This window comes from Aliiroseovarius sp. Z3 (genome assembly GCF_029105185.1).
Lineage (GTDB): Bacteria > Pseudomonadota > Alphaproteobacteria > Rhodobacterales > Rhodobacteraceae > Aliiroseovarius.
Map to the genome: position 1 here is coordinate 127,649 of NZ_JAFMZK010000003.1, position 19,610 is coordinate 147,258.

Below are 19,610 nucleotides of genomic sequence, written 5' to 3' on the forward strand. Positions count from 1 at the left end.
GTCCGCGCGCACCCTAGCAAGTGGCGACGGATCATTGAAGTGGTGTCAGATTATTATTGCATATTGGATCCAATTTGCAATATGACGAAAACAGCAAGACACACCACTCACGCCACTGCACCACCCTTTCTGACCGCAGGAGACCCAGATGAACACCGACATCTTCACAGGTTGCATTCCCGCCCTGATGACCCCGTGCACGCCTGACCGCAAACCGGATTACGATGCGCTGGTGGCCAAGGGGTTGGAGCTGATTGCCGCTGGCATGTCCGCCGTTGTCTATTGTGGGTCCATGGGGGATTGGCCGCTTCTGACCGATGACGAGCGGATGGAAGGCGTGGCCCGCCTGACTGCCGCTGGCATCCCGGTCATCGTCGGCACAGGCGCGGTAAACACCAGGATGGCTGTGGCCCACGCCGCGCACGCCGCGCAGGTGGGCGCGAAGGGTTTGATGGTGATCCCCCGCGTTTTGTCGCGGGGATCGTCGCCGGACGCCCAACGCAACCATTTCGCGGCCATTCTGTCGGCTGCCCCTGATCTGCCCGCGGTGATCTACAACAGTCCCTATTACGGCTTCGCAACCCGCGCTGACCTGTTCTTTGCGCTGCGGGCCGAGCATCCGAACCTGATCGGCTTCAAGGAATTCGGGGGGGCAGACGACCTGCGCTATGCCGCCGAGAACATCACCTCGAAAGACGATGATGTCACCCTGATGATCGGTGTCGATACCACCGTTCTCCATGGCTATGTGAATTGCGGAGCAACCGGGGCAATCACCGGCATCGGCAACGTATTGCCGCGCGAGGTGTTGCACCTTGTCGCCCTTAGCAAAAAAGCGGCCACCGGCGACCCCGACGCCCGCGTGAAGGCGCAAGAGCTTGAGAACGCCCTGGCGGTCCTTTCCAGCTTCGATGAAGGCCCCGATCTCGTGCTCTACTACAAGCATCTGATGGTAATGACGGGCGATGATGCCTATCGCACGCATTTCAATGAAACCGATGCGCTGACCGATGCGCAGCGTCATTATGCCGAAAGCCAGTTCCACCTGTTCCGCAACTGGTATGAAACATGGTCGAAGCAGGGCGGCATCGTTTCCGAATGCGCGTGATCGACAGCCATACCGAAGGTGAACCCACACGGGTCATCCTGTCGGGTGGCCCGGATCTTGGCACCGGCAGCCTTGCCGACCGTGCCCAACGGCTTCGCAATGATCACGGTTGGTTCTATGCCGCCACTTTGGCCGAGCCACGCGGACATGATGCCATGGTCGGCGCCCTTCTGGTGCCGCCAACCGATCCGACCTGCGTGACCGGCGTGATCTATTTCAATACGGTTGGAAATCTTGGCATGTGCGGGCACGCCACAATCGGGCTGACCGCGACCCTTGCGCATCTGGGGCAACTTGCCCCGGGCACACACCGGATCGAGACACCCGTCGGCGTCGTGTCGGCGCAACTGTTGGACGCCAACACCGTGCGTGTCACAAATGTCGAAAGCTACCGCCTGCAAGCTGGCGTCACGGTTGATGTCGACGGTATCGGACCTGTGACCGGTGACATCGCTTGGGGTGGAAACTGGTTTTTCCTGACCGAGTTTGACCAGATTGACCTTTGCCCAGACAACATTCCGGCCCTGACTCAAACAGCCAACAGCATTCGCACCGCACTGCAACGCGCCAGAATAACGGGATTGGATGGTGCCGAGATTGATCATATCGAATTGCTCGGCCCACCGAAGTCAGCCGCCGCGCAGAGCCGAAACTTCGTACTTTGCCCGGGCGGGGCCTATGACCGGTCACCCTGCGGCACCGGGTGTTCGGCCAAGCTGGCCTGTCTGGCGGCGGACGGCAAGTTGGCGGAAGGCGCTGTCTGGCGACAGGAAAGTGTGATCGGCAGCAGCTATGACTGTAGCTATGCGGCTCATCCGTCGGGTGGCATTGTGGCCACCGTTCAGGGGCAGGCTTTCGTGACGTCCGAAGCCACCTTGATTTTCAACACCGCCGATCCGTTTCGGGGTGGCATTTGCGCCGATTAACGCGAATGCTGAAGCCGGGCTGTCACACAAGGCGCCGCCCATTGGAGGTTTGGAATGACAAACAAGCCCATCGATATTGTCGTTATCGGTGCGGGGATCATCGGGGTCAGCACGGCGCTTGAACTTCAGGCGCGGGGCCGCACCCCATTGCTGATCGACCGGAAAGGCATCGCTGCCGAGACGTCGCGCGGCAATGCTGGCGCCTTCGCGTTTTCCGAGGTCGAGCCTCTCGCCACGCCGGGCATCATGCGGCGTGCGCCAATGTGGCTGCTGGATCCGCTGGGGCCATTGTCTATCCCACCGGCTTACGCGTTGAAGATTGCGCCCTGGATGTTGAAATTCTGGCGCGCCAGCTGGGCGGATCGATATGATCAGGCAGTGACGGCGCAAACCAGCCTGATGCACCATTGCAAAGCGGCTTTCGAACGGCAGCTTTCCCGTTTCGGGGACGCGAACATGGTCCGCCGCGACGGGCAATTGGAGCTTTACGAAGGTACGCGGGCTTTTGAACAGGCAAAGCCCAAATGGCAGCGCCGTGCTGATCTTGGCATTGACATTACACTGCTGACCGATCCCGATGCCATCGCAGACATTCAACCAGGCCTGAGCCGGACGTTCACCCATGCCGGTTTCACGCCCGGCTGGTTTAACACCACCGATCCCCAGAAATGGACCGAGTCGCTGGCCCGTCAATACACCGACCGCGGCGGCCTGTTCGAAACGGTCGAGGTTCGCGATCTGACGCCCCGTTCCGATCACATGGAGATCAAGACGAACCAAGGTGTTCTGCTGGCCAAGCAAGTGGTCATTTGCGCTGGCGCATGGTCACACCGGCTGGCCAAAAAGATCGGCGATTCCATCCCGCTTGAAACTGAACGCGGATACAATACGACATTCGCGCATAGCTCTGTTGACCTGAAAACCCATCTGACCTTTGCCCAACATGGCTTCGTCATGTCCAAGATCGGGGGCGGTTTGCGCATCGGGGGCGCGGTCGAACTTGGTGGGCTGGACTTGCCCCCCAACTATCGCCGCGCCGAGATTCTGGTGCAGAAAGCAAAGTCATTCATGCCCGATCTGGACGTGTCGGACGGGACGCAATGGATGGGGTATCGGCCCTCGCTGCCTGACAGCCTGCCGGTCATCAGCCCGTCAAGCGCCGGTTATCGCGTGATCTATGCTTTCGGACATGGGCATCTGGGTCTGACCCAATCGGCTGGCACAGCGGAGCTGGTCGCAGACTTGGCCGGGGGCTCTGAACCATCGGTCGATCTTGCACCATTTTCCGCCACGCGGTTCTGATCTATTGGCCCCGAAGCGGCTACTGATCTTGCCGCACGATGTTGGTGACAAGGACGTCATGAACCACTTCGCCCAATATGCTGGTTGCCACTTCGCGCAACGCACGGCGCAGATGGGTCAGACGACTTGTCTGCGTAAACACACCATCAAAGCCACCAGTATTCGCGTGGTTGAACATGACCTGCAAAAATTCGTCACGCAGCTTCGGCTCGCGCTGATAAACAGCTTCACGATTGCCCGTCGAAACCTCAAGGCTAAGCGACAAAACGACAAGCGCTGACACCTTTTCATCCGACACAATCGGGATGACGAACTGGTTGTTTATTTTAACAAATTCACTGTCTACATCCACATGGGCGGTGGCATCAGTCTTGGTGTGACCGTCATCTGCACCACTGACATCTCCGCACGGGTTTGACATCTCTGGTGCTGGTGAAGGCTTCAGGAAATACCCGGCACCCCCGCCCGCCGCCAACCCGATCAAAGCCAGCAATATCGGAAAGATTTTTCCCATGTCGCCCCCTTAGAATGGCAGGATTATATCCGTGACCTGCTGGCCGTACCGAGGTTGCTGAACATCACTTATCTGGCCGCGCCCGCCATAGGAAATCCGCGCTGACGCAATCTTGTCATACGAGATTTCGTTCTGGCGCGAGATATCTTCGGGCCGCACGAACCCTGTGACCAGAAGTTCGCGCAGTTCGAAATTAACACGCACTTCTTGCGTGCCCTGAATTTTCAGGACACCGTTGGGAAGGGTGCCAATCACCGTCGCAGCAACACGCAGCTCAAGTTTCTCGTTCCGCTTCACAGACCCGTTCCCGTTAGACGCGCTGCTCGACGACAGCGACACCGCGTTCCCCATTGATGCGCCGTCGGGCAAGTCTTTGTTGATGGATTGCGGCAAGCCGAAGAAGTTGGGCACTCCCATTTCCTCGGAACCGGAACGTGCCCGCTTTGAACTGTTTGAAAGCTCGGCACGATCGTCAATCTTGATGACAACCGTCAGAATATCACCGGCCTGCTGCGCCCGCCGGTCGCCCAACAAGGACTGGCGCCCACCGCTCCACAATGACGCTCGCACCGGCGAACTTTTCGCGGGGGCCGTGCGCGGCAGGGCCGTGGCGCTCATCGCAACATGTTCCGCACTCATTTCCACCGGGTTTAATTCCGGTGCCTTTCCGACATTCTTCATACGCGTGCATGCGGAAACAACGACCAGGGAGAGCAATAAGATAATGACGGGACGCATGGAGTATCCTTCGGGTTCAATTGCGTGTGTGAGAGACAGACACCGTTCCATCCGCCAGAACGGATCCGGTGACAGTCGTGCGGGACGACAGGTTCAGGATGCGGACGTGGTCGCCGACACCCGCCCGGCCAAGGCTGCGGCCTTCGGCCAGGATGGTCAGCGGACCCGAGACATAGGCCAAGGTCACGATCTGATTGCGTTCGACCAGCGCAGGGGGGCCAATATCGTTCACCATGACGGGGCGGCCGGAATACAGCACCACGCGGGCCTCCTGCCCGACCACGTCCTCGATGAACTGAAAGCCGCCGGGCAAGTCGGAGGGCACGAGTTTCAAATCCTGTGCGGTGATGACCACATTGGCGCGAATGTTGCGCGTGGTGACCACGGTATCGCCACGGGCAAAACCGGCTGAGACAAGCACAAGAACCAGACCAACAAGCACCTGCATCACCGCACCTGTGTCGTTGCCGCCAACATCTGGTCGGCGGCGGTAATCACCTTGGAATTCAGCTCGTAACCTCGCTGGGCTTCGATCAGTTCGGTGATTTCGCGAACGGCATCGACGGAACTGTTTTCCAGATAACCCTGACGCAGCGTGCCGCGACCATCTTCGCCAGGCGCGCCAACAAAGGCAGGGCCAGAGGCGGGTGTTTCACGAAACAGGTTCGACCCAATCGCCTCAAGCCCCTTTTCATTGGTAAACCCGGCAAGTGTAAAGGCGCCCAGCAGCTCGGGTTCGACGGCGTCTTCGAAATAGGCATAAACCTCGCCATCTGCGTTGATCGAGATGGATCTGGCATCGCTTGGAACGGTGATCTCAGGCGCAACGGCATAGCCATCCGAGGTCACGATCAGGCCGTCCCCGGACAGTTTCAAACCGCCATCGCGGGTATATCCGGATCCGCCCGAGGGCAAGGTCACTTCGAAATAACCTTTGCCTTCAATCGCGATATCAAGATTGCCGTTGGTTTGCGACAATGTGCCCTGCTGCACGAGCATTGATACCGATGTCGGGCGCACCCCCAGACCAAGCTGGATCCCCGTGGGCAACGCGGTGCCATCCGCCGCGTTGATCGTACCGGCGCGGGCCATCTGCTGATAATGCAGATCAGCAAATTCGGCGCGCCGGGCGTTGTATCCGGTGGTGGACATATTGGCGAGGTTGTTCGATATCGTCTCGACCCGCATTTGCTGTGCCAGCATACCCGTGGCTGCGATGTTCAATGCACGCATGGTAAATCCCCTTATCCGGCGACCGTTTTCAGGACAGAGCGAATGCGCTCATCCTCTTTTTCAAGAAACTTCTGCCCCAGCTCATAGCTGCGCTGGACCTCGATCATCCGGGCCACCTCGGAGATCGGATCGACATTCGACCCCTCCACGTAACCTTGCAAAATGGCAGCGCCCTCCAATACAGGTTCGGTCCCGCCCGGTGCCTCAAACCGGACACCATCGCGGTGCAGAAGGTCGTTCGGGTCAGCGGGGGCATACAGCCCGATCTGCGCCACGGCCCGGCCATCAATCGACAATGTGCCGTCGGCGGCCACCGACACCGCCTGCGCGTCTGGTGGGACAAAGACCGGCGCCCCGCCCCCGTCCAGCAGGCGATGCCCATCGGGCGTGGATAACTCACCTTCCGCCGATGGGGTGAAAGACCCCGCGCGCGTCAAAAACTGCCCTTCGGGTCCGTCGAGCAGAAAGAAACCCGCGCCCTCGATTGCAAAATCAAATGTGCCACCGGTCTGGGTCAGCGCGCCCTGTTGCAAATCAATCGCGCGGGCATTGGCTGTGGCCATGGACAGCGACGGATCACCCGGTGCCAGCGGGTGGACATATTCCGAGAACACCACACCTTCGCGTCGAAACCCTGTCGTTGAAGCGTTGGCGATGTTGTTCGCAACACTTTGCATTTCACGCATCAAACCGGATTGGCGGGTCAGCGAGGTATATCCGATATTGTCCATGCCTATCCCCCTGCGATCAGCGGGATCACCCGCAACTGAAAAAATCCGACAAGGGTTTCAGTCATGAACCCCATGCTGGCCCAGAACACGACAAGGATCGCGATCAGTTTCGGAACAAAGGTCAGTGTCATTTCCTGGATCGACGTCAGCGCCTGAAACAGGCCGACGATCAGACCTGACAGCAGCGCCACGGTCAGGATCGGCAGCGAGATCATCACCGCGATCCAGAGACCCGCCCGCAATGTGTCGTAGAAGACCATTTCCTCCATCATCAGATCGGCATCCTCAGAATTTCCTGATAGGCTTCGACGACCTTGTCCCGCACCGTTACAGCGGTTTCGACGGCCAGTTCGGTCTGCGCCAAGGCCTGCACAAGCGCGTGCGGGTCGGCATTGCCCGACAAGGCGGCCATCGCGGTCTTCTCGCCTTGCTGGACGGTTTCGGCAAAGCTGGTGGCGACGGTCGAGAATGGGTTCGCGCTTTGTTCATTTTGCGGCGCTGGCGTCGCGGCCTGACGGGACGCGGCGTATTGCTGGGCGGCAAGGGTTGATCTGATATCCATGGCGCAAATTCCTATCGGCGAAGAAGGTCAAGCAGGCCGCGCGACATCTGCCGGGCCTGATCGAACATCTTTAGGTTGGCTTCGTAACTGCGTTGTGCTTCGCGGGCGTCCGCGATCTCGATCACCAGATCAACATTTGATCCTTGATAGTGACCCGTTTCGTCCGCCATTGGGTGAGCAGGGTCATAGATTGCGGGCAAAGCGGTTTGATCCAGCGTCACACGCCCCGACCGCACCGCACCGGTGGACTGCCCACCGTCCATCACCGCTTCGAAACTGGCCAGCTTGCGGCGGTATCCGGGCGTATCAGCATTGGCGATGTTCTCCGACACATGACGCAGGCGGTTGGCCTGGCTTTGCATACCGGATGCGGCGGCGGCGACTGAAGATTTCAGATCATTCATGTTGCGTCACCTCACCTGCGGCCCAGCGCTGTGCGCATGATGCCCAGCGAGGTTTTATAGACGGTCAAAGCAAGATCATGGTCACGCTTTGCTTCGGCGGCCGCCATCATCTCGGTCTCTAACGCGACCGAGTTGCCGTTGGGCGACATCGCCCCTGCACGATGAACTGTCTGCTGATCCGGAGCTGTCTGCCCTGCTGATCCGTTCAGGTGGCTGGCACGCGTGGCTTGCATCGCCACGCGATTGTCGTCACGAAATGTGTCCGCAAATGACGCGATGTCCTTTGCGCGATAACCGGGTGTATCAGCATTCGCGACGTTCTGCGCGATGACAGATTGCCGGGCGGCAGCGTGTTGTGCCAGCCCCACGGCTTTGGTCAGGATATCCATTTTTTCAAACATCGGGGCTTCTCCCTCGATTGGCTTCAACCAAGGCTTAACCCTGATTCCTTTAAAAACAGTTTCAGCAATTGATTGGAGATACAGCGTGACCCAGATCGGATTTGAACAATTGGCCGCCGAAGTCTTGTCTGTTCGCACCGTCTGCGATGTCGGGCGTATCGTTGAGATTGGCCGGGGAACTGTGCGGGTGCGCGGTTTATCATCGGTCGCGGCACAAGCCGACCTTGTCGATATTCGCCCCAGAGCCGGGCGCCCGCGCATGGGTGAGATCCTGAATCTAAGCGCCGATACCGTGACGATCCTACCGGACGGAGATGTCGAGGGGCTGCAAATCGGCGATCAGGTCATTCTACAAGGACGTGCCGAGATCGCACCCGAAGATAGCTGGATCGGACGGGTCATCGATCCGATGGGGCAGGCCATGGATGGGCGGCCGATTCTGCGGGGCACCCAAGCCGCACCGCTACGCGGACAGCCCGCAAACCCGACCGAGCGGCGCGCTTTGGGTGGACGGTTGGAAACCGGACTGGCGGCCTTCAACACTTTCCTGCCCATCGTCCGTGGGCAGCGGATCGGCTTGTTCGCCGGGTCAGGTGTCGGAAAGTCCACGTTGCTGGCAAAGCTTGCGCGTGGTGTGCAGGCCGATGTTGTTGTGATCGCGCTGATTGGTGAACGCGGGCGCGAAGTGAAGGAGTTTGTCGATCGTGTATTGGGCGCCGAAGGAATGAAGCGTGCAGTCGTGGTCGCAGCCACGTCAGATCAGTCGCCCATGGTTCGGCGTCGTTGCGGGTGGGCTGCGATGACTGTCGCCGAACACTTCCGTGATCAAGGTCTGCATGTCTTGCTTCTGGCTGACAGCATCACCCGCTACGCCGAAGCGCATCGCGAAATTGCACTTGCGGCAGGCGAAGGCGGAAATCTGCGGGGCTTCCCCCCATCGACCGCTCAGCAAATCACAACGCTGTGCGAGCGGGCAGGACCGGGCGCCGGCACGGCCGGCGACATCACGGCCGTTTTTTCCGTTCTTGTGGCCGGGTCGGATATGGAGGAGCCGGTTGCCGACATTCTGCGCGGTGTGCTGGACGGGCATGTTGTGCTGGATCGCAACATTGCCGAACGGGGCCGTTTTCCTGCAATCGATTTGCTGCGCTCGGTATCGCGGGCGCTGCCCGAGGCCGCGACGGATGAAGAAAACGCCTTGATCTCGCAGGGGCGCAAACTGCTTGGACACTACAGCAAGTCGGAAATGATGATCCAGTCCGGCCTCTACACAGCCGGGTCTGACCCCGCCCTGGATCAAGCGATCGCGGCTTGGCCCGACCTTGATGCCTTTCTGACCCAGGCTGAAGTAAAAGACAGCGCCGCCAGTTTCCAGCGCCTTGCAGCTTGTATGGCGCACTAACTGGCCAAATCCGCGCGAAACGCTAACCTGCCTGCAACAGGCTGAGCGCAATCGCGCCGCTGGACATTGACGCCGTGCCCGAAGCGATTTGTGATCGCACGAGGAACAGCCGGTTCAGTTCATCCACTTTATCCTGATCCGCAAACTGATCGACCATTCTGCCGCCCAAATACTGATCGGCTTTGTCGCGAAAGGTTTCAAGCTGTTGGTCGATATCGAGGGCCCCGAAGGTGCTGGGCAAGCCAAAGGCCGTTTGAAACACTTCGCGCAGCGGGGGGTTGCCCATAATCTTGAACCATTTCGTATCATCCGAACCGGATCCACCCACAATATCAGACAGTTGATGATCCAGTGTCATCGCCAGCCGCATGTTGGCATCTTGCTCACCCACTGCGATTTCAAACTGCTTCTGCCGATAGGCATCGGCGATCCTGAACCCGAAATCCGAGATCTGCGTGCGCGGGATGTCATAGTCGCCAAATCCGAAATCCTTGGCAAATTCCAGATATCGTTTGTCGGACAGCTTATTGGCCAGATCGCCCGCGTCCAGCGTTCCGTCATCCAACACCTTCTTCACGAAATACGTGCTGTTGATATCGTCACCCAACCCATAGGCACCCAAAGCGACGCGCAATAGGCGGCGATCCCCGATCAGATCATCGCTGGTCTGGACCGAGTCGATCTTCTTTTCGAAATACCCTGTGTCCCGCTGAATTTCGGGCGAGGCGTTAAATGCGGCCTGTTGGGCAGCCTGTGTGCGTTGAAGGAAAGCCCAGCCCGCCGCGCCGCCCATGGGAATAACGGGCCGATAGCTCATGAAAGGCGCGCGCCAAGCAGACGTTCCTCGCGCGGCAACAATGCCCTTAGTTGCTTCAGCGCAAGGTAGTGCTGATCTTCAAGCACGGCTGAGGTGGCCAAGGATAGAAGGTCGCGGCTATCCACGTCTGTCAACACTTGGCTCAACTGTTCGATCCCGCGCAAAAGTTGCAGGCGCGCATCCTCCTTGGCGACATCCCCCGACAGAACGAGCTGCGCAATGTAACATACCCTGCGAACCGGCGTATTGGCCTCTTGGGGGTGAATCGCGTCCCGCAGACGCAGGATGTTGGCATCAGGTGTCACGATGGACAGGCGTGACCGGCGATCACCATTCTCGATCACCGCGCCATTGATCAAAACACGCTCTTTCGGACTGAGTTTCAGAACAAGGCCACTCACGATGCGCCTCCGGTCTGGCGCAATCCCCGCATTATGGCTGTGTTGATATCGACAAGGACGGAAACATCCTCGCCCTCGGACAGGACTTTTCGGCTGTGATCCGCCGTAAATTCAGACAGGAAAAAAATGCGCGCTCGCAATTCATTGGGCAGTGCATTGCCATCATCGGCGACATCGGCGGCAAGCAAAGTCCACAGACGGCGGTTTTCGTGAAGGGCGGCGGCCAGATCGGCGAACCCGGTGGTCTGCGCCCGGTCCAGCTGATGTGTGACCTTCGCGAAAGCGTCATATTCGGTTCCGCGGGATGTCCGCAAAGGTGCGCGGGAGGATGTGCTATAGGCCTTTTTGGCCAAGGTAACTGCGTTCACGGGGATTTCCTTCCAGTGACGGGGAACTTACGATGGATGGGTGAGGACGCCGTTTTGGCGCCCTCGTGCCAGATTAGCGGAACAGAGACAGGATGTTCTGCGGCGCCTGGTTGGCAATCGACAACGCCTGCGTGCCAAGCTGTTGCTGAACCTGAAGCGCCTGCAGCCGTGCCGAAGCGGCTTCCATGTCAGCATCAACCATCGCACCGATGCCGGCTTTCAGCGAATCCGACAGCTTGCCCACGAAGTTGGATTGAATTTCGATCCGACCTTCGACCGACCCAAAGGCGGCAGAGGCGTCAATCGACGTCTGGATCATGTTCTCAATCGCACCAAGGGCTGCGTCGGCGCCGCCACCGGTCGACACATCCATTGTCGCCAATCCTGAAAGGCCACCCGAACCGCGCGATGCGCTGAACGAGAAGGCAGCATCAGCATTGGTTTCGTTCGTGATCACCAGCTGCGCCGCATTGGTGTCGATGTCCATGCTGAAGCTGTTCCCATCAAGCCCCTGTGCGACCATCGCGTTCTTCATGCCTGCAACAACGGATTCCGCCGTGTCACCTTCTTTGATGACATAGTTCCCCTGCACGGTTCCGATGGTCAGCGACAGCTGATCGCCAACGACCAGACCGGTGTTTACCGTTGTGTCCACACCAGCCGCATCCGGCATCACCGCCGCAGTGGCCGTCGCACCGCCAGAGGCATCAAGGAACGCAAACGTATCCAGCGTGATCGAATCGTTGGTGCCGCCATCATTGGCGTCGATCACACCGGCAGTGCCCGTGTCAGTACCAACCGAAGCGGCCCCGGCGGCCAGCGCCGTGCCAGCTGTCAGCGACAGGTTTTGTGCATCTACGCCGATCGAACTTGTGACAATCGACCCGTCGGCCTTGCGGTCGAGCGACGACAAGACATCGACGCCGGTATTGCCATTGGCATTGGTCCCGGTCTGCGAACCATCGACAAGATTCAGACCATTGAACTGCGCTGCACCAACAACGGATGTGATCTGGTTGCGCAGCGCAACGATGTCAGTTTGGATCTTGCCGCGATCAACATTGTCTTCCTGTGCGGCCACGATCTTGGATTTGATTTCCGTTAGCAGGTCGGTCACCGTCTCCGACGCCTGCCGCGCGACCGCTACCGTGCTTTCACCAAGCGACAGGCTGTCTGAAATACCCTTGAAACCTTTGACATCAGCCTCCATCACCTTAGAGATCGCCCAGACAGCCGCATTGTCCTTGGCGGACCCGATGGCCTTGCCGGTCGAGATTTCCGCCTGCGTGCTGGCAAGATTCGAGTTGATTGATTTCAGTGTCTGAAGTGCGACCATCGCACTGTTATTGGTCAGAATACTGGACATTCGATATTTCCTTTAGTCATTGGCGCTTTGCGCCAGATTTCGTAACCGCCACCAAAGGCGGATCGGCAAGTCTTTCTGACCTTTGCGTTGCCATCTGCACGGCACGCGCCACCCCTTGGGATGCAGATCGAAAATGGCCCGGATGATCTAAAGGAAGTCTGAATCCAACCGGCCCGCTTGCCTTCAATTTGAGACAATTCTTTTCTGGTCAGGCTTTTCGTTCAAGCCGTGACCCCCGTTTCGACAGATCCCGCGCCCGCCCTTCCGGCGTATAGGTGCGCAGTTCTGATTGACCTGATATCAATGCTTCCAGCCGCTGCCTGGCGGCCCGAATTCCCTTGGCAGACGCCGCCAGCAACTGTTGATTCTGATCGGCCTGCTGACGCAGTTTTTCAAGCGCCAGCGGCGGTTCTTCCGGTGTTCTCAAACGGCTCAGCAGATGCTCTTTCTCAGGGGCGAACACGGCCAGTTTGTCGATATCACCCGCAAGAATCGCGGCCCGCTCTCGCTTCAGCAGATCTTCGATAGCGCGGATTGCTTTCAAAGGATTAGTGTCCGCCATGATCTCGCTCCTTCAGTGCCTCGAACAGGGATTGAGCCAATCCAATTCCGCCCGACTTCACCATTTCCTCGGCTTGCGCCTGGCGCAGGAACGACGCGAACTGATCTTCGCCCGCACCACCTCCGAAACCGTCCGGGGTTTTGCCGACTCCTGCGGATTTCAGCATCTCAGACAGAAAACTGGCTTCCAGCTTGCGTGCGACATCCATCAGGCGGGCATCATTCCGCCCGGTGGACTCAGCACGTAACGGTGCGCCCGCCAACTGGGTGGGTCCAACTGAATCCATGTTCCTCTCCTTTTGATGACAATTTTCCTGGTTATCGCAGCAAGCGGTAAAGAACTGGTAACTTGCGGCTGCCATGATCATCGCATCGGAGTCAGAACACCCGGATCATGACATGCAGATCATCCCTACCATTTCGACAAATGGTCCCGTCGACAGCGATCTTCGGCAAACGCCCAAACTGGCGAAACGGCCGGCGACGCCGGGTATGGATATGCACACAAGCGTGTCCTTCTCTCTGGGTGGCGACATGTCGGTATCGTGGGCGGAAACAGACTCTTCCGCGTCGCCCCCGGCTGTTTCCATTCGCGCGCATGTAGATACACCAAGGCGACAAGAAGACCCGGAAATCAGGATTCAGACAGAAACCAACGACCTCAAGATCGAAGCGCCAGAAGGGCAGGAAGGTACTGGCCTGCCGACGCCCGACCTTCCAACGCTTGCTGCATCCTATTCCGATCCAACCGGCACGACTTCGGAGTCGGGCGAAGTCAACAAGCAGGTTACACACGAGACTTCAGGATCTGTCGAGGGCGTGGCGCTGAATACCGGTGCAATGCATCGACCGCCGCCGGGAACGATGACCTCGTTGGTGGAGCTGGGCAGCTTGTCAACGATGCAATCTCCCACTCCAACACTGACAACTGACCCTCTACAGGTGACATCCCAACCAAGGGACATTCAACAATTAAGCCATACGGCGCCGGTCACGGATCGTTCGTCTGCACCTATGGGCACCCCCTCTTCACCTCCGCCCCAACCTCCGCATCCAATTGAAAACAAGCCTTCTTTTATGACTCCGGCCGCTCAAACGACGCTGACACCCCCCGTCACTGCCAATCCAGAAATTCGCGATCCTGCGCCGACACCGTTGGTCCATGCTTCCACTGGATTGCCCGAACCAAAGGCGGTCACAGCGACACCAAACGTAACCATGGACGGCCGTTTGAGGTCGGCCCCTCACGCACAAGTGTTGGATGATCCGGCGCAGCCAACAGGATCAGAGCAACGGTCACTGGATGGATCGACAAATGGCGGAGCCAAAACCTCGCATCCGCAATCGACACCGATGCTGTCGTTAACTGCGACACCAGCTTCGGTTGGGTCTCCAAATCCAACCATAGCGGCAGTGCATCCTGTGGATGACACGTTCACAACTGCCGAGACGTTTGTGGCGTCAGATGAACCTCTGCCAGAAATGACCGCGCCCCATTTTCGCGATGTGGGCCAGTCAGCTCCGACCGTTCGTGCACCGCCCGAATTGCCACGTCTGATCGCCGCGCAACTGGCTGATGTGGTGCGATCAAACCCTGACAAACCGGTCGAACTGACCCTAAACCCCGAAGAGCTTGGCCGCGTGCGGATGAGTTTTCAGACCGAGGCGGCTTCGCTGAATGTGTTCGTTCAGGTCGAGCGTCCCGAGACGCTGGACCTGATGCGCCGTCACATCGAGCAATTGGCGCAGGATATGCACGAGCTGGGCTATGACGAGGTCAGCTTCTCGTTCCAACAGCAGCAGCAAGACGCCGCTTCGAACGGACAGTCCCTGCCCGCCCCGCAACAGCAAAACCCCCGCGCCGACACCTCGGACCCCCATCTGGGACAGGACGTGGTTCAGATCCAGGTGGGTAACACCACGGGCATCGACATTAGGATATAGAAAGGACAACCGATGGACGTCTCTCCGACCATGCCCGCCGCGTTGACGGCTGGCCCCGCCCAATATTCCGAAGGGACGAAGAACGGCGACGCCGTAATCTCGTCCGATTTCGAGACTTTTCTGAAGATGCTGACCGCGCAGATGGAAAACCAGGATCCCCTCAACCCTATTGAATCATCCGACTACGCTGTGCAGCTGGCCACCTTCTCGGGTGTCGAACAACAGGTGCGGACAAATGATTTGCTGGACGGTCTCGGTACGAAGCTCGGCCTGATGGGGCTGTCCGATATTGCCGGCTGGGTCGGGATGGAAGCACGCGTTGCCGCCCCGGTTCTGTTCGACCAAACACCGGTCACTCTGGTGCCACAGCCGGCAATCGGTGCCGATGAAACCAGACTGGTCGTCAAGAACGCAGCGGGTGATATTGTCGAAAACAAAATTATCCCCACCTCGACCGATCCCATTCAATGGGCGGGCGTGGACCAATCAGGCAATCCCTTCCCGCGCGGCGTCTATTCGTTTGATCTGGTCAGCTCTGGTAACGGTGTTCACCTTTCCACCGAACCGGTGCAGGCGTTTAGCAAGATCACCGAAAGCCAGAATGCCGATGGCAAACTTTGGCTGATCCTTGAATCCGGGCAAAGGGTGCAGGCGGATTCGGTGTCGGCGATACGCGAACCCTGATTGATACGGTTGCCCTTGATCCCCCGCCGCCCTAACTTGTCTTCGGTGTAAACAGGTGGCGCTGGAATGGACGAGAATCTGACACGGTCAAAACGGGATCATCTGAGGCGTATCTGGTCAGATGCATCCGTGATCCCTGACAGCGCGGATTGGTCTTTGCTGACGGGCGGGCGCACCAATTTGATCTGGCGTGTCGATATGCCTGACGGGTCGTCCCTGGTGTGTAAACTGTTTCGTCCGAACACCGCGACACCGCTTTTCGCCAACGATGGCACCCGCGAGGCGCTGGCGTTGCGCGCCCTTGCCGGGTCATACATTGCACCAGAGCTGGTGGCCTTTCAGGACAGCACCTTTGGCGAAACCGTAATCTATCGACACATTGACGGCCTGCCATGGGGTGGCGATGTGGTGACTGTTGCGCGGGTGATGGCACGGCTTCACGCGCGCGGCTTGCCCGAGGGATTGCCGGAACAGACCGTCACACCAAATTCCTTGATCGCCGATGGTCATAACATGGCGCCTTCGGGCCTGATCTTACCGCCGACCCTTCCCCAAAGCCTGCCTGATGCGCGCCGTGCGTTTCTGCATGGCGACATCGTTCCCGGAAATCTGCTGGACACTTCGGATGGGTTGCAGCTGATCGATTGGCAATGCCCCTCCATTGGCGACCCCAGTGCCGATATCGCGATTTTTCTATCTCCGGCCATGCAGGTGCTCTATGGCCACCGCGCCCTAAGCAGCACCGAAATCGACCTTTTTCTGTCGGCATACCAAGTGGAGAGCGGCGACTCCCAGACTGTCGCACGCTATCGCGCCCTCGCCCCGCTGTATCACTGGCGCATGGCGACGTATTGCCTTTGGAAAAGCACGCGGGGTGATCGGGATTATGCCCGCGTCGCCACACTTGAGCTGGACGCGCTAGAGCAGGCTTGAAACCCACACGGCAACAAGGGCCAATCCGCCCCCAAGTGTCACGTATCCCATCGCCCGGACCGGACGCGCCTTGTCGGTTTCCGGCGGTGGCGTCGATTGTCGGATCAGGGCCGCTTCGGCCAGCTCTGGAAGACGCGGTCCAAACCGGGCCAGAACCCGCACGGTATGGGCCAGATCGCTCAACAATGCCTTGGGGCCAATCGAGTTGGCGATATAGCTTTCCACCACCGGCTTTGCGACCTGCCAGATATTGATATTCGGGTTCAACGACCGGGCCACCCCTTCGACGACAACCATCGTGCGTTGCAGCAGGATCAGCTCGGTGCGGGTTTCCATCCCGAATTTCTCGGTCACTTCAAACAGGTAGGACAGAAGCCGCCCCATCGAAATCTGCGTGGCATCCATACCGAAGATCGGTTCACCCACGGCGCGCAGGGCGCGGGCAAACTCTTCGACATTGCGGTCGGCAGGCACATAACCGGCCTCGAAATGCACCTCGGCCACCCGGCGATAGTCACGGTTGATGAAACCATACAGGATCTCGGCATAGACACGGCGGGTGTATTCGTCGATCCGCCCCATGATGCCAAAATCAATGGCGATGATGTCGCCGTTTGCCGCAAATTTCAGGTTGCCCTGATGCATGTCGCCGTGGAAAAGCCCATCGCGCAACGCGTGGGACAGGAACAATTGCAGCACGCGTTCGCCCAGCGCATCCATATCCAGCCCCGAGGCACGGATCGCCGGCAGGTCGTTTGCGGGTATCCCCTCGCCCCACCCCAAAGTCATGACGGTTCGTGCGGACAGGCCCCAGTTGACCTTGGGCACGACAAACCCGGCATCATGGGCGGTGTTTTCAGCAAACTCGCTGGCCGAGGCGCTTTCCAGCCGCAGGTCCAGTTCGCCCATCACCACGCCCTCGAAATGTTCGACGACGTCGGCGGGGCGCAGTCGGCGGGTCGAGGGCAACAGGAACTCGATCACGGCGGCCGAGAAATGGAAAGCGTCAATATCGGTGCGGAAGGCGCGTTCGATATGTGGGCGCAGAACCTTGACCGCGACCTCTTCCCCCGTGGCAGCGATGCGGGCCCGGTGCACCTGCGCAATTGACGCGGCGGCGACAGGTTCTGAAAATTCGGAAAACACATCGTCGATCTTGATGCCCAGTTCCTTCTCGATCATCTGCCGGGCCACGGCAGACGGGAACGGGGGCAGCTTGTCTTGAAGATACTGCAACTGATCGGAAAGCTCGGCGCCGACCACATCCGGGCGCGTCGACAGGATCTGGCCGAACTTGATATAGGCGGGGCCAAGCGCGGTGATTGCGCGGGTCAAAGGCGGCAAGGATGTGTCGCCCTTTTTACCCAGCCACGCGAACGGAAAGCCCACGATCCGGGCAGCCATGCGGATCATCGGCGGCGCGTTCATGGCGTCCAGCACGACCCCCATCGCGCCCGTCCGCTGAAAGGTCGCACCAGTGCGGATCAACCGCCAGATGTTGTGAGGTCCGCGCATCCTAGATTTTCCACCCCGAATGCAGCGCGGCGATGCCCATCGACAGGTTGCGGTATTTCACATTCTCGAACCCGGCTTGCCGGATCATTTGCGCGAACGTCTCTTGATCAGGGAACTTGCGGATGCTCTCGACCAGGTATTGGTAGCTGTCGGCGTCATTCGCGATCACTTTGCCCATGCGGGGAATGACGTTGAAGGAATAAAGGTCATAGAGCTTCTGCATCCCGTCATTGGGAAGCTGGCTGAACTCCAGCACCATCAGTCGACCGCCGGGTTTCAGCACGCGATAAGCCTCGGACAAGGCATCAGCGATCCGCGTCACGTTGCGAATGCCGAAACTGATCGTGTAGCGGTCAAAGCTGTTGTCTTCGAACGGCAGGGCCATCGCGTCGCCAACGACCCAATCCAGCCGATCTGCCTTGTTGGCGGCATCGGCACGTTTGCGACCTTCGACCAGCATTGACTCGGTCATGTCCAGAACAACCGCCGATCCTTCCGGCGCGCGGTCCAGAAAGCGGAATGAGATGTCGCCGGTGCCACCTGCGACGTCCAGAAGCCGCTGACCATTCCGGGGGGCCAGCCAATCCATCATCGCGTCCTTCCAGACCCGGTGAATGCCGACCGACATGACATCATTCATAATGTCATATTTCGACGCGACATTGGTGAAAACGCCATGGACCATCCCGGCCTTGTCATCCTCGGCCACGGTCTTGAACCCGAAATGGGTTGTTTTTGTCTTGGATGTGCTCATCGGGCTTGCCCATTCCTTAAGATTGATCCCTCATATCCCGACGAATACCCACGCACAATGGAGAGGCGCCCGATATGCCCGAATTACCAGAGGTCGAGACGGTTCGTCGCGGCCTGTCCCCCGTGATGGAAGGCGCGCAGATTGTTCGGGCCGATATCCGCCGTGAGGGGTTGCGTTGGCCCTTTCCCGACCGGATGGCGGATCGTCTAACCGGGGCGCGTGTGCAGCGTTTGGGACGTCGGTCGAAATACCTGCTGGCCGATCTGGATACGGGCGAGACCTTGATCACCCATCTGGGTATGTCGGGGCGGCTGCTGATCTCGGGCCACCCGCTGGGTAAGTTTCATCACGACCATCCAGCGCCCGAAAAACACGATCACGTTGTGCTGGACATGGGTAATGGCGCGCGAGTGACCTTCAACGACCCACGACGCTTTGGCGCGATGGACCTGTGCGAAACATCCGGGCTTGAGGGCCACAAGCTCATCCGTGTGTTGGGTCCAGAACCGTTGGGCAATGCGTTTGATGAACGCTATCTGGTTGACGCCCTCAAGCACAGGAACTCCCCCATCAAAACCGCACTTCTGGATCAGGGAATCATCGCCGGGCTTGGCAATATATACGTCTGCGAAGTGTTGTTTCGGGCGGGCATACACCCGGCGCGCAAAGCGTCACGGCTGTCTTCTGCCCGGATTTCCCGGCTCGTTCCGGTCATCCGCGATGTGCTTGGTGAGGCGATTGAAAGTGGCGGGTCGTCGTTGAACGATTACCGGCAGGCAGACGGCGAACTGGGCTATTTCCAACACAATTTCCGGGTTTATGGACGCGAGGGCCAACCATGCGTGACGCAGGGTTGTGCTGGAAAAATACGGCGAATCACGCAATCCGGGCGTTCAACATTCTATTGTGCGCAATGCCAAAGATAACTTGATCACTGGGGCGGGCA

Annotated in this window: 25 protein-coding genes; 8 read left to right on the forward strand and 17 right to left on the reverse strand. The window is 58.9% G+C overall.

The window, feature by feature from the left end:
* The first annotated feature begins 148 nt into the window (after positions 1-148).
* The 3 genes from J3R80_RS06260 to J3R80_RS06270 are packed head-to-tail and all read left to right on the forward strand — an operon-like array spanning position 149 to position 3,336.
* Positions 149-1,108, forward strand: a complete 960-nt coding sequence (locus J3R80_RS06260; RefSeq protein WP_275392907.1) for a dihydrodipicolinate synthase family protein — start codon at positions 149-151, stop codon at positions 1,106-1,108.
* On the forward strand, positions 1,099-2,034 hold the full coding sequence (locus J3R80_RS06265; protein ID WP_275392908.1) for a proline racemase family protein: 936 nt from the start codon (positions 1,099-1,101) through the stop codon (positions 2,032-2,034). The genes J3R80_RS06260 and J3R80_RS06265 overlap by 10 nt, the downstream gene beginning before the upstream one ends.
* A 54-nt stretch (positions 2,035-2,088) precedes the next feature.
* Positions 2,089-3,336, forward strand: a complete 1,248-nt coding sequence (locus J3R80_RS06270; RefSeq protein WP_275392909.1) for an FAD-binding oxidoreductase — start codon at positions 2,089-2,091, stop codon at positions 3,334-3,336.
* Positions 3,337-3,355: 19 nt separating this feature from the next.
* Here J3R80_RS06270 and J3R80_RS06275 read toward each other — a convergent pair whose 3' ends face one another.
* From J3R80_RS06275 to J3R80_RS06315, 9 genes are read right to left on the reverse strand one after another with little or no spacing between them, the layout of a single operon-like run.
* Positions 3,356-3,850 (reverse strand): flagellar basal body-associated FliL family protein, encoded by a 495-nt coding sequence (locus J3R80_RS06275; RefSeq protein ID WP_275392910.1) that lies wholly within the window; start codon positions 3,848-3,850, stop codon positions 3,356-3,358.
* 9 nt (positions 3,851-3,859) lie between these two features.
* Complete coding sequence (flgH, locus tag J3R80_RS06280) at positions 3,860-4,588, reverse strand: flagellar basal body L-ring protein FlgH (RefSeq protein WP_275392911.1); 729 nt, start codon at positions 4,586-4,588, stop codon at positions 3,860-3,862.
* Positions 4,589-4,604: 16 nt separating this feature from the next.
* Entirely contained in the window at positions 4,605-5,036 is a 432-nt protein-coding gene (flgA, locus tag J3R80_RS06285) for a flagellar basal body P-ring formation chaperone FlgA (protein WP_275392912.1), read from the reverse strand.
* A complete protein-coding gene (gene flgG / locus J3R80_RS06290) occupies positions 5,036-5,821 on the reverse strand; it encodes a flagellar basal-body rod protein FlgG (protein ID WP_275392913.1) in 786 nt (261 codons plus the stop codon). Before flgG ends, flgA begins: the two co-directional genes overlap by 1 nt.
* A gap of 11 nt (positions 5,822-5,832) precedes the next feature.
* Complete coding sequence (locus tag J3R80_RS06295) at positions 5,833-6,552, reverse strand: flagellar hook-basal body complex protein (RefSeq protein WP_275392914.1); 720 nt, start codon at positions 6,550-6,552, stop codon at positions 5,833-5,835.
* A gap of 2 nt (positions 6,553-6,554) precedes the next feature.
* On the reverse strand, positions 6,555-6,824 hold the full coding sequence (locus J3R80_RS06300; RefSeq protein WP_275392915.1) for a flagellar biosynthetic protein FliQ: 270 nt from the start codon (positions 6,822-6,824) through the stop codon (positions 6,555-6,557).
* Positions 6,824-7,114, reverse strand: coding sequence for a flagellar hook-basal body complex protein FliE (gene fliE, locus J3R80_RS06305; RefSeq protein WP_275392916.1), 291 nt, complete (start codon positions 7,112-7,114; stop codon positions 6,824-6,826). The genes J3R80_RS06300 and fliE overlap by 1 nt, the downstream gene beginning before the upstream one ends.
* Positions 7,115-7,125: 11 nt before the next feature.
* Complete coding sequence (flgC, locus tag J3R80_RS06310) at positions 7,126-7,518, reverse strand: flagellar basal body rod protein FlgC (protein ID WP_275392917.1); 393 nt, start codon at positions 7,516-7,518, stop codon at positions 7,126-7,128.
* Positions 7,519-7,529: 11 nt separating this feature from the next.
* Positions 7,530-7,919 (reverse strand): FlgB family protein, encoded by a 390-nt coding sequence (locus J3R80_RS06315; protein WP_275392918.1) that lies wholly within the window; start codon positions 7,917-7,919, stop codon positions 7,530-7,532.
* 94 nt (positions 7,920-8,013) lie between these two features.
* Here J3R80_RS06315 and J3R80_RS06320 point away from each other — a divergent pair, with 94 nt between their 5' ends.
* The gene (locus tag J3R80_RS06320) at positions 8,014-9,321 is read left to right on the forward strand and encodes a FliI/YscN family ATPase (RefSeq protein WP_275393258.1); all 1,308 of its coding nucleotides are present in this window, start codon (positions 8,014-8,016) and stop codon (positions 9,319-9,321) included.
* Between the two features lie 22 nt (positions 9,322-9,343).
* Here the strand turns inward: J3R80_RS06320 and J3R80_RS06325 are convergent, their stop codons facing one another.
* The 6 genes from J3R80_RS06325 to J3R80_RS06350 form a co-directional block, all read right to left on the reverse strand.
* Positions 9,344-10,138, reverse strand: coding sequence for a DUF1217 domain-containing protein (locus J3R80_RS06325; RefSeq protein ID WP_275392919.1), 795 nt, complete (start codon positions 10,136-10,138; stop codon positions 9,344-9,346).
* The gene (gene flbT, locus J3R80_RS06330; protein WP_275392920.1) at positions 10,135-10,539 is read right to left on the reverse strand and encodes a flagellar biosynthesis repressor FlbT; all 405 of its coding nucleotides are present in this window, start codon (positions 10,537-10,539) and stop codon (positions 10,135-10,137) included. Before flbT ends, J3R80_RS06325 begins: the two co-directional genes overlap by 4 nt.
* On the reverse strand, positions 10,536-10,907 hold the full coding sequence (gene flaF / locus J3R80_RS06335) for a flagellar biosynthesis regulator FlaF (protein ID WP_275392921.1): 372 nt from the start codon (positions 10,905-10,907) through the stop codon (positions 10,536-10,538). Before flaF ends, flbT begins: the two co-directional genes overlap by 4 nt.
* Positions 10,908-10,980: 73 nt before the next feature.
* Positions 10,981-12,273: a flagellin gene (locus J3R80_RS06340; RefSeq protein WP_275392922.1), complete on the reverse strand. Its 1,293-nt coding sequence runs from the start codon at positions 12,271-12,273 to the stop codon at positions 10,981-10,983.
* 208 nt (positions 12,274-12,481) lie between these two features.
* Positions 12,482-12,835 carry a hypothetical protein gene (locus tag J3R80_RS06345; RefSeq protein WP_275392923.1) on the reverse strand — a complete coding sequence of 118 codons (354 nt, stop codon included), beginning with the start codon at positions 12,833-12,835 and terminating at the stop codon, positions 12,482-12,484.
* Positions 12,822-13,043, reverse strand: a complete 222-nt coding sequence (locus J3R80_RS06350) for a rod-binding protein (protein WP_275393259.1) — start codon at positions 13,041-13,043, stop codon at positions 12,822-12,824. Before J3R80_RS06350 ends, J3R80_RS06345 begins: the two co-directional genes overlap by 14 nt.
* Before the next feature lie 868 nt (positions 13,044-13,911).
* Here J3R80_RS06350 and J3R80_RS06355 point away from each other — a divergent pair.
* The 3 genes from J3R80_RS06355 (at position 13,912) to J3R80_RS06365 (ending at position 16,395) form a co-directional block, all read left to right on the forward strand.
* Entirely contained in the window at positions 13,912-14,778 is an 867-nt protein-coding gene (locus tag J3R80_RS06355; protein WP_275392924.1) for a flagellar hook-length control protein FliK, read from the forward strand.
* 12 nt (positions 14,779-14,790) lie between these two features.
* Positions 14,791-15,462 carry a flagellar hook capping FlgD N-terminal domain-containing protein gene (locus J3R80_RS06360; RefSeq protein ID WP_275392925.1) on the forward strand — a complete coding sequence of 224 codons (672 nt, stop codon included), beginning with the start codon at positions 14,791-14,793 and terminating at the stop codon, positions 15,460-15,462.
* Positions 15,463-15,528: 66 nt separating this feature from the next.
* Positions 15,529-16,395, forward strand: coding sequence for a phosphotransferase (locus J3R80_RS06365; protein WP_275392926.1), 867 nt, complete (start codon positions 15,529-15,531; stop codon positions 16,393-16,395).
* On the opposite strand, the gene ubiB is transcribed toward J3R80_RS06365, so the two are convergent.
* Together ubiB and ubiE are read right to left on the reverse strand one after the other, a co-directional pair.
* Positions 16,381-17,910 (reverse strand): 2-polyprenylphenol 6-hydroxylase, encoded by a 1,530-nt coding sequence (gene ubiB / locus J3R80_RS06370; protein ID WP_275392927.1) that lies wholly within the window; start codon positions 17,908-17,910, stop codon positions 16,381-16,383. The two genes, J3R80_RS06365 and ubiB, sit on opposite strands and share 15 nt — an antisense overlap.
* Position 17,911: 1 nt before the next feature.
* Positions 17,912-18,664 carry a bifunctional demethylmenaquinone methyltransferase/2-methoxy-6-polyprenyl-1,4-benzoquinol methylase UbiE gene (gene ubiE, locus J3R80_RS06375; RefSeq protein WP_275392928.1) on the reverse strand — a complete coding sequence of 251 codons (753 nt, stop codon included), beginning with the start codon at positions 18,662-18,664 and terminating at the stop codon, positions 17,912-17,914.
* Between the two features lie 74 nt (positions 18,665-18,738).
* Between ubiE and mutM the strand changes: the two genes are divergently transcribed.
* Complete coding sequence (gene mutM / locus J3R80_RS06380) at positions 18,739-19,590, forward strand: bifunctional DNA-formamidopyrimidine glycosylase/DNA-(apurinic or apyrimidinic site) lyase (RefSeq protein WP_275392929.1); 852 nt, start codon at positions 18,739-18,741, stop codon at positions 19,588-19,590.
* The last annotated feature ends 20 nt before the right edge of the window (positions 19,591-19,610 follow it).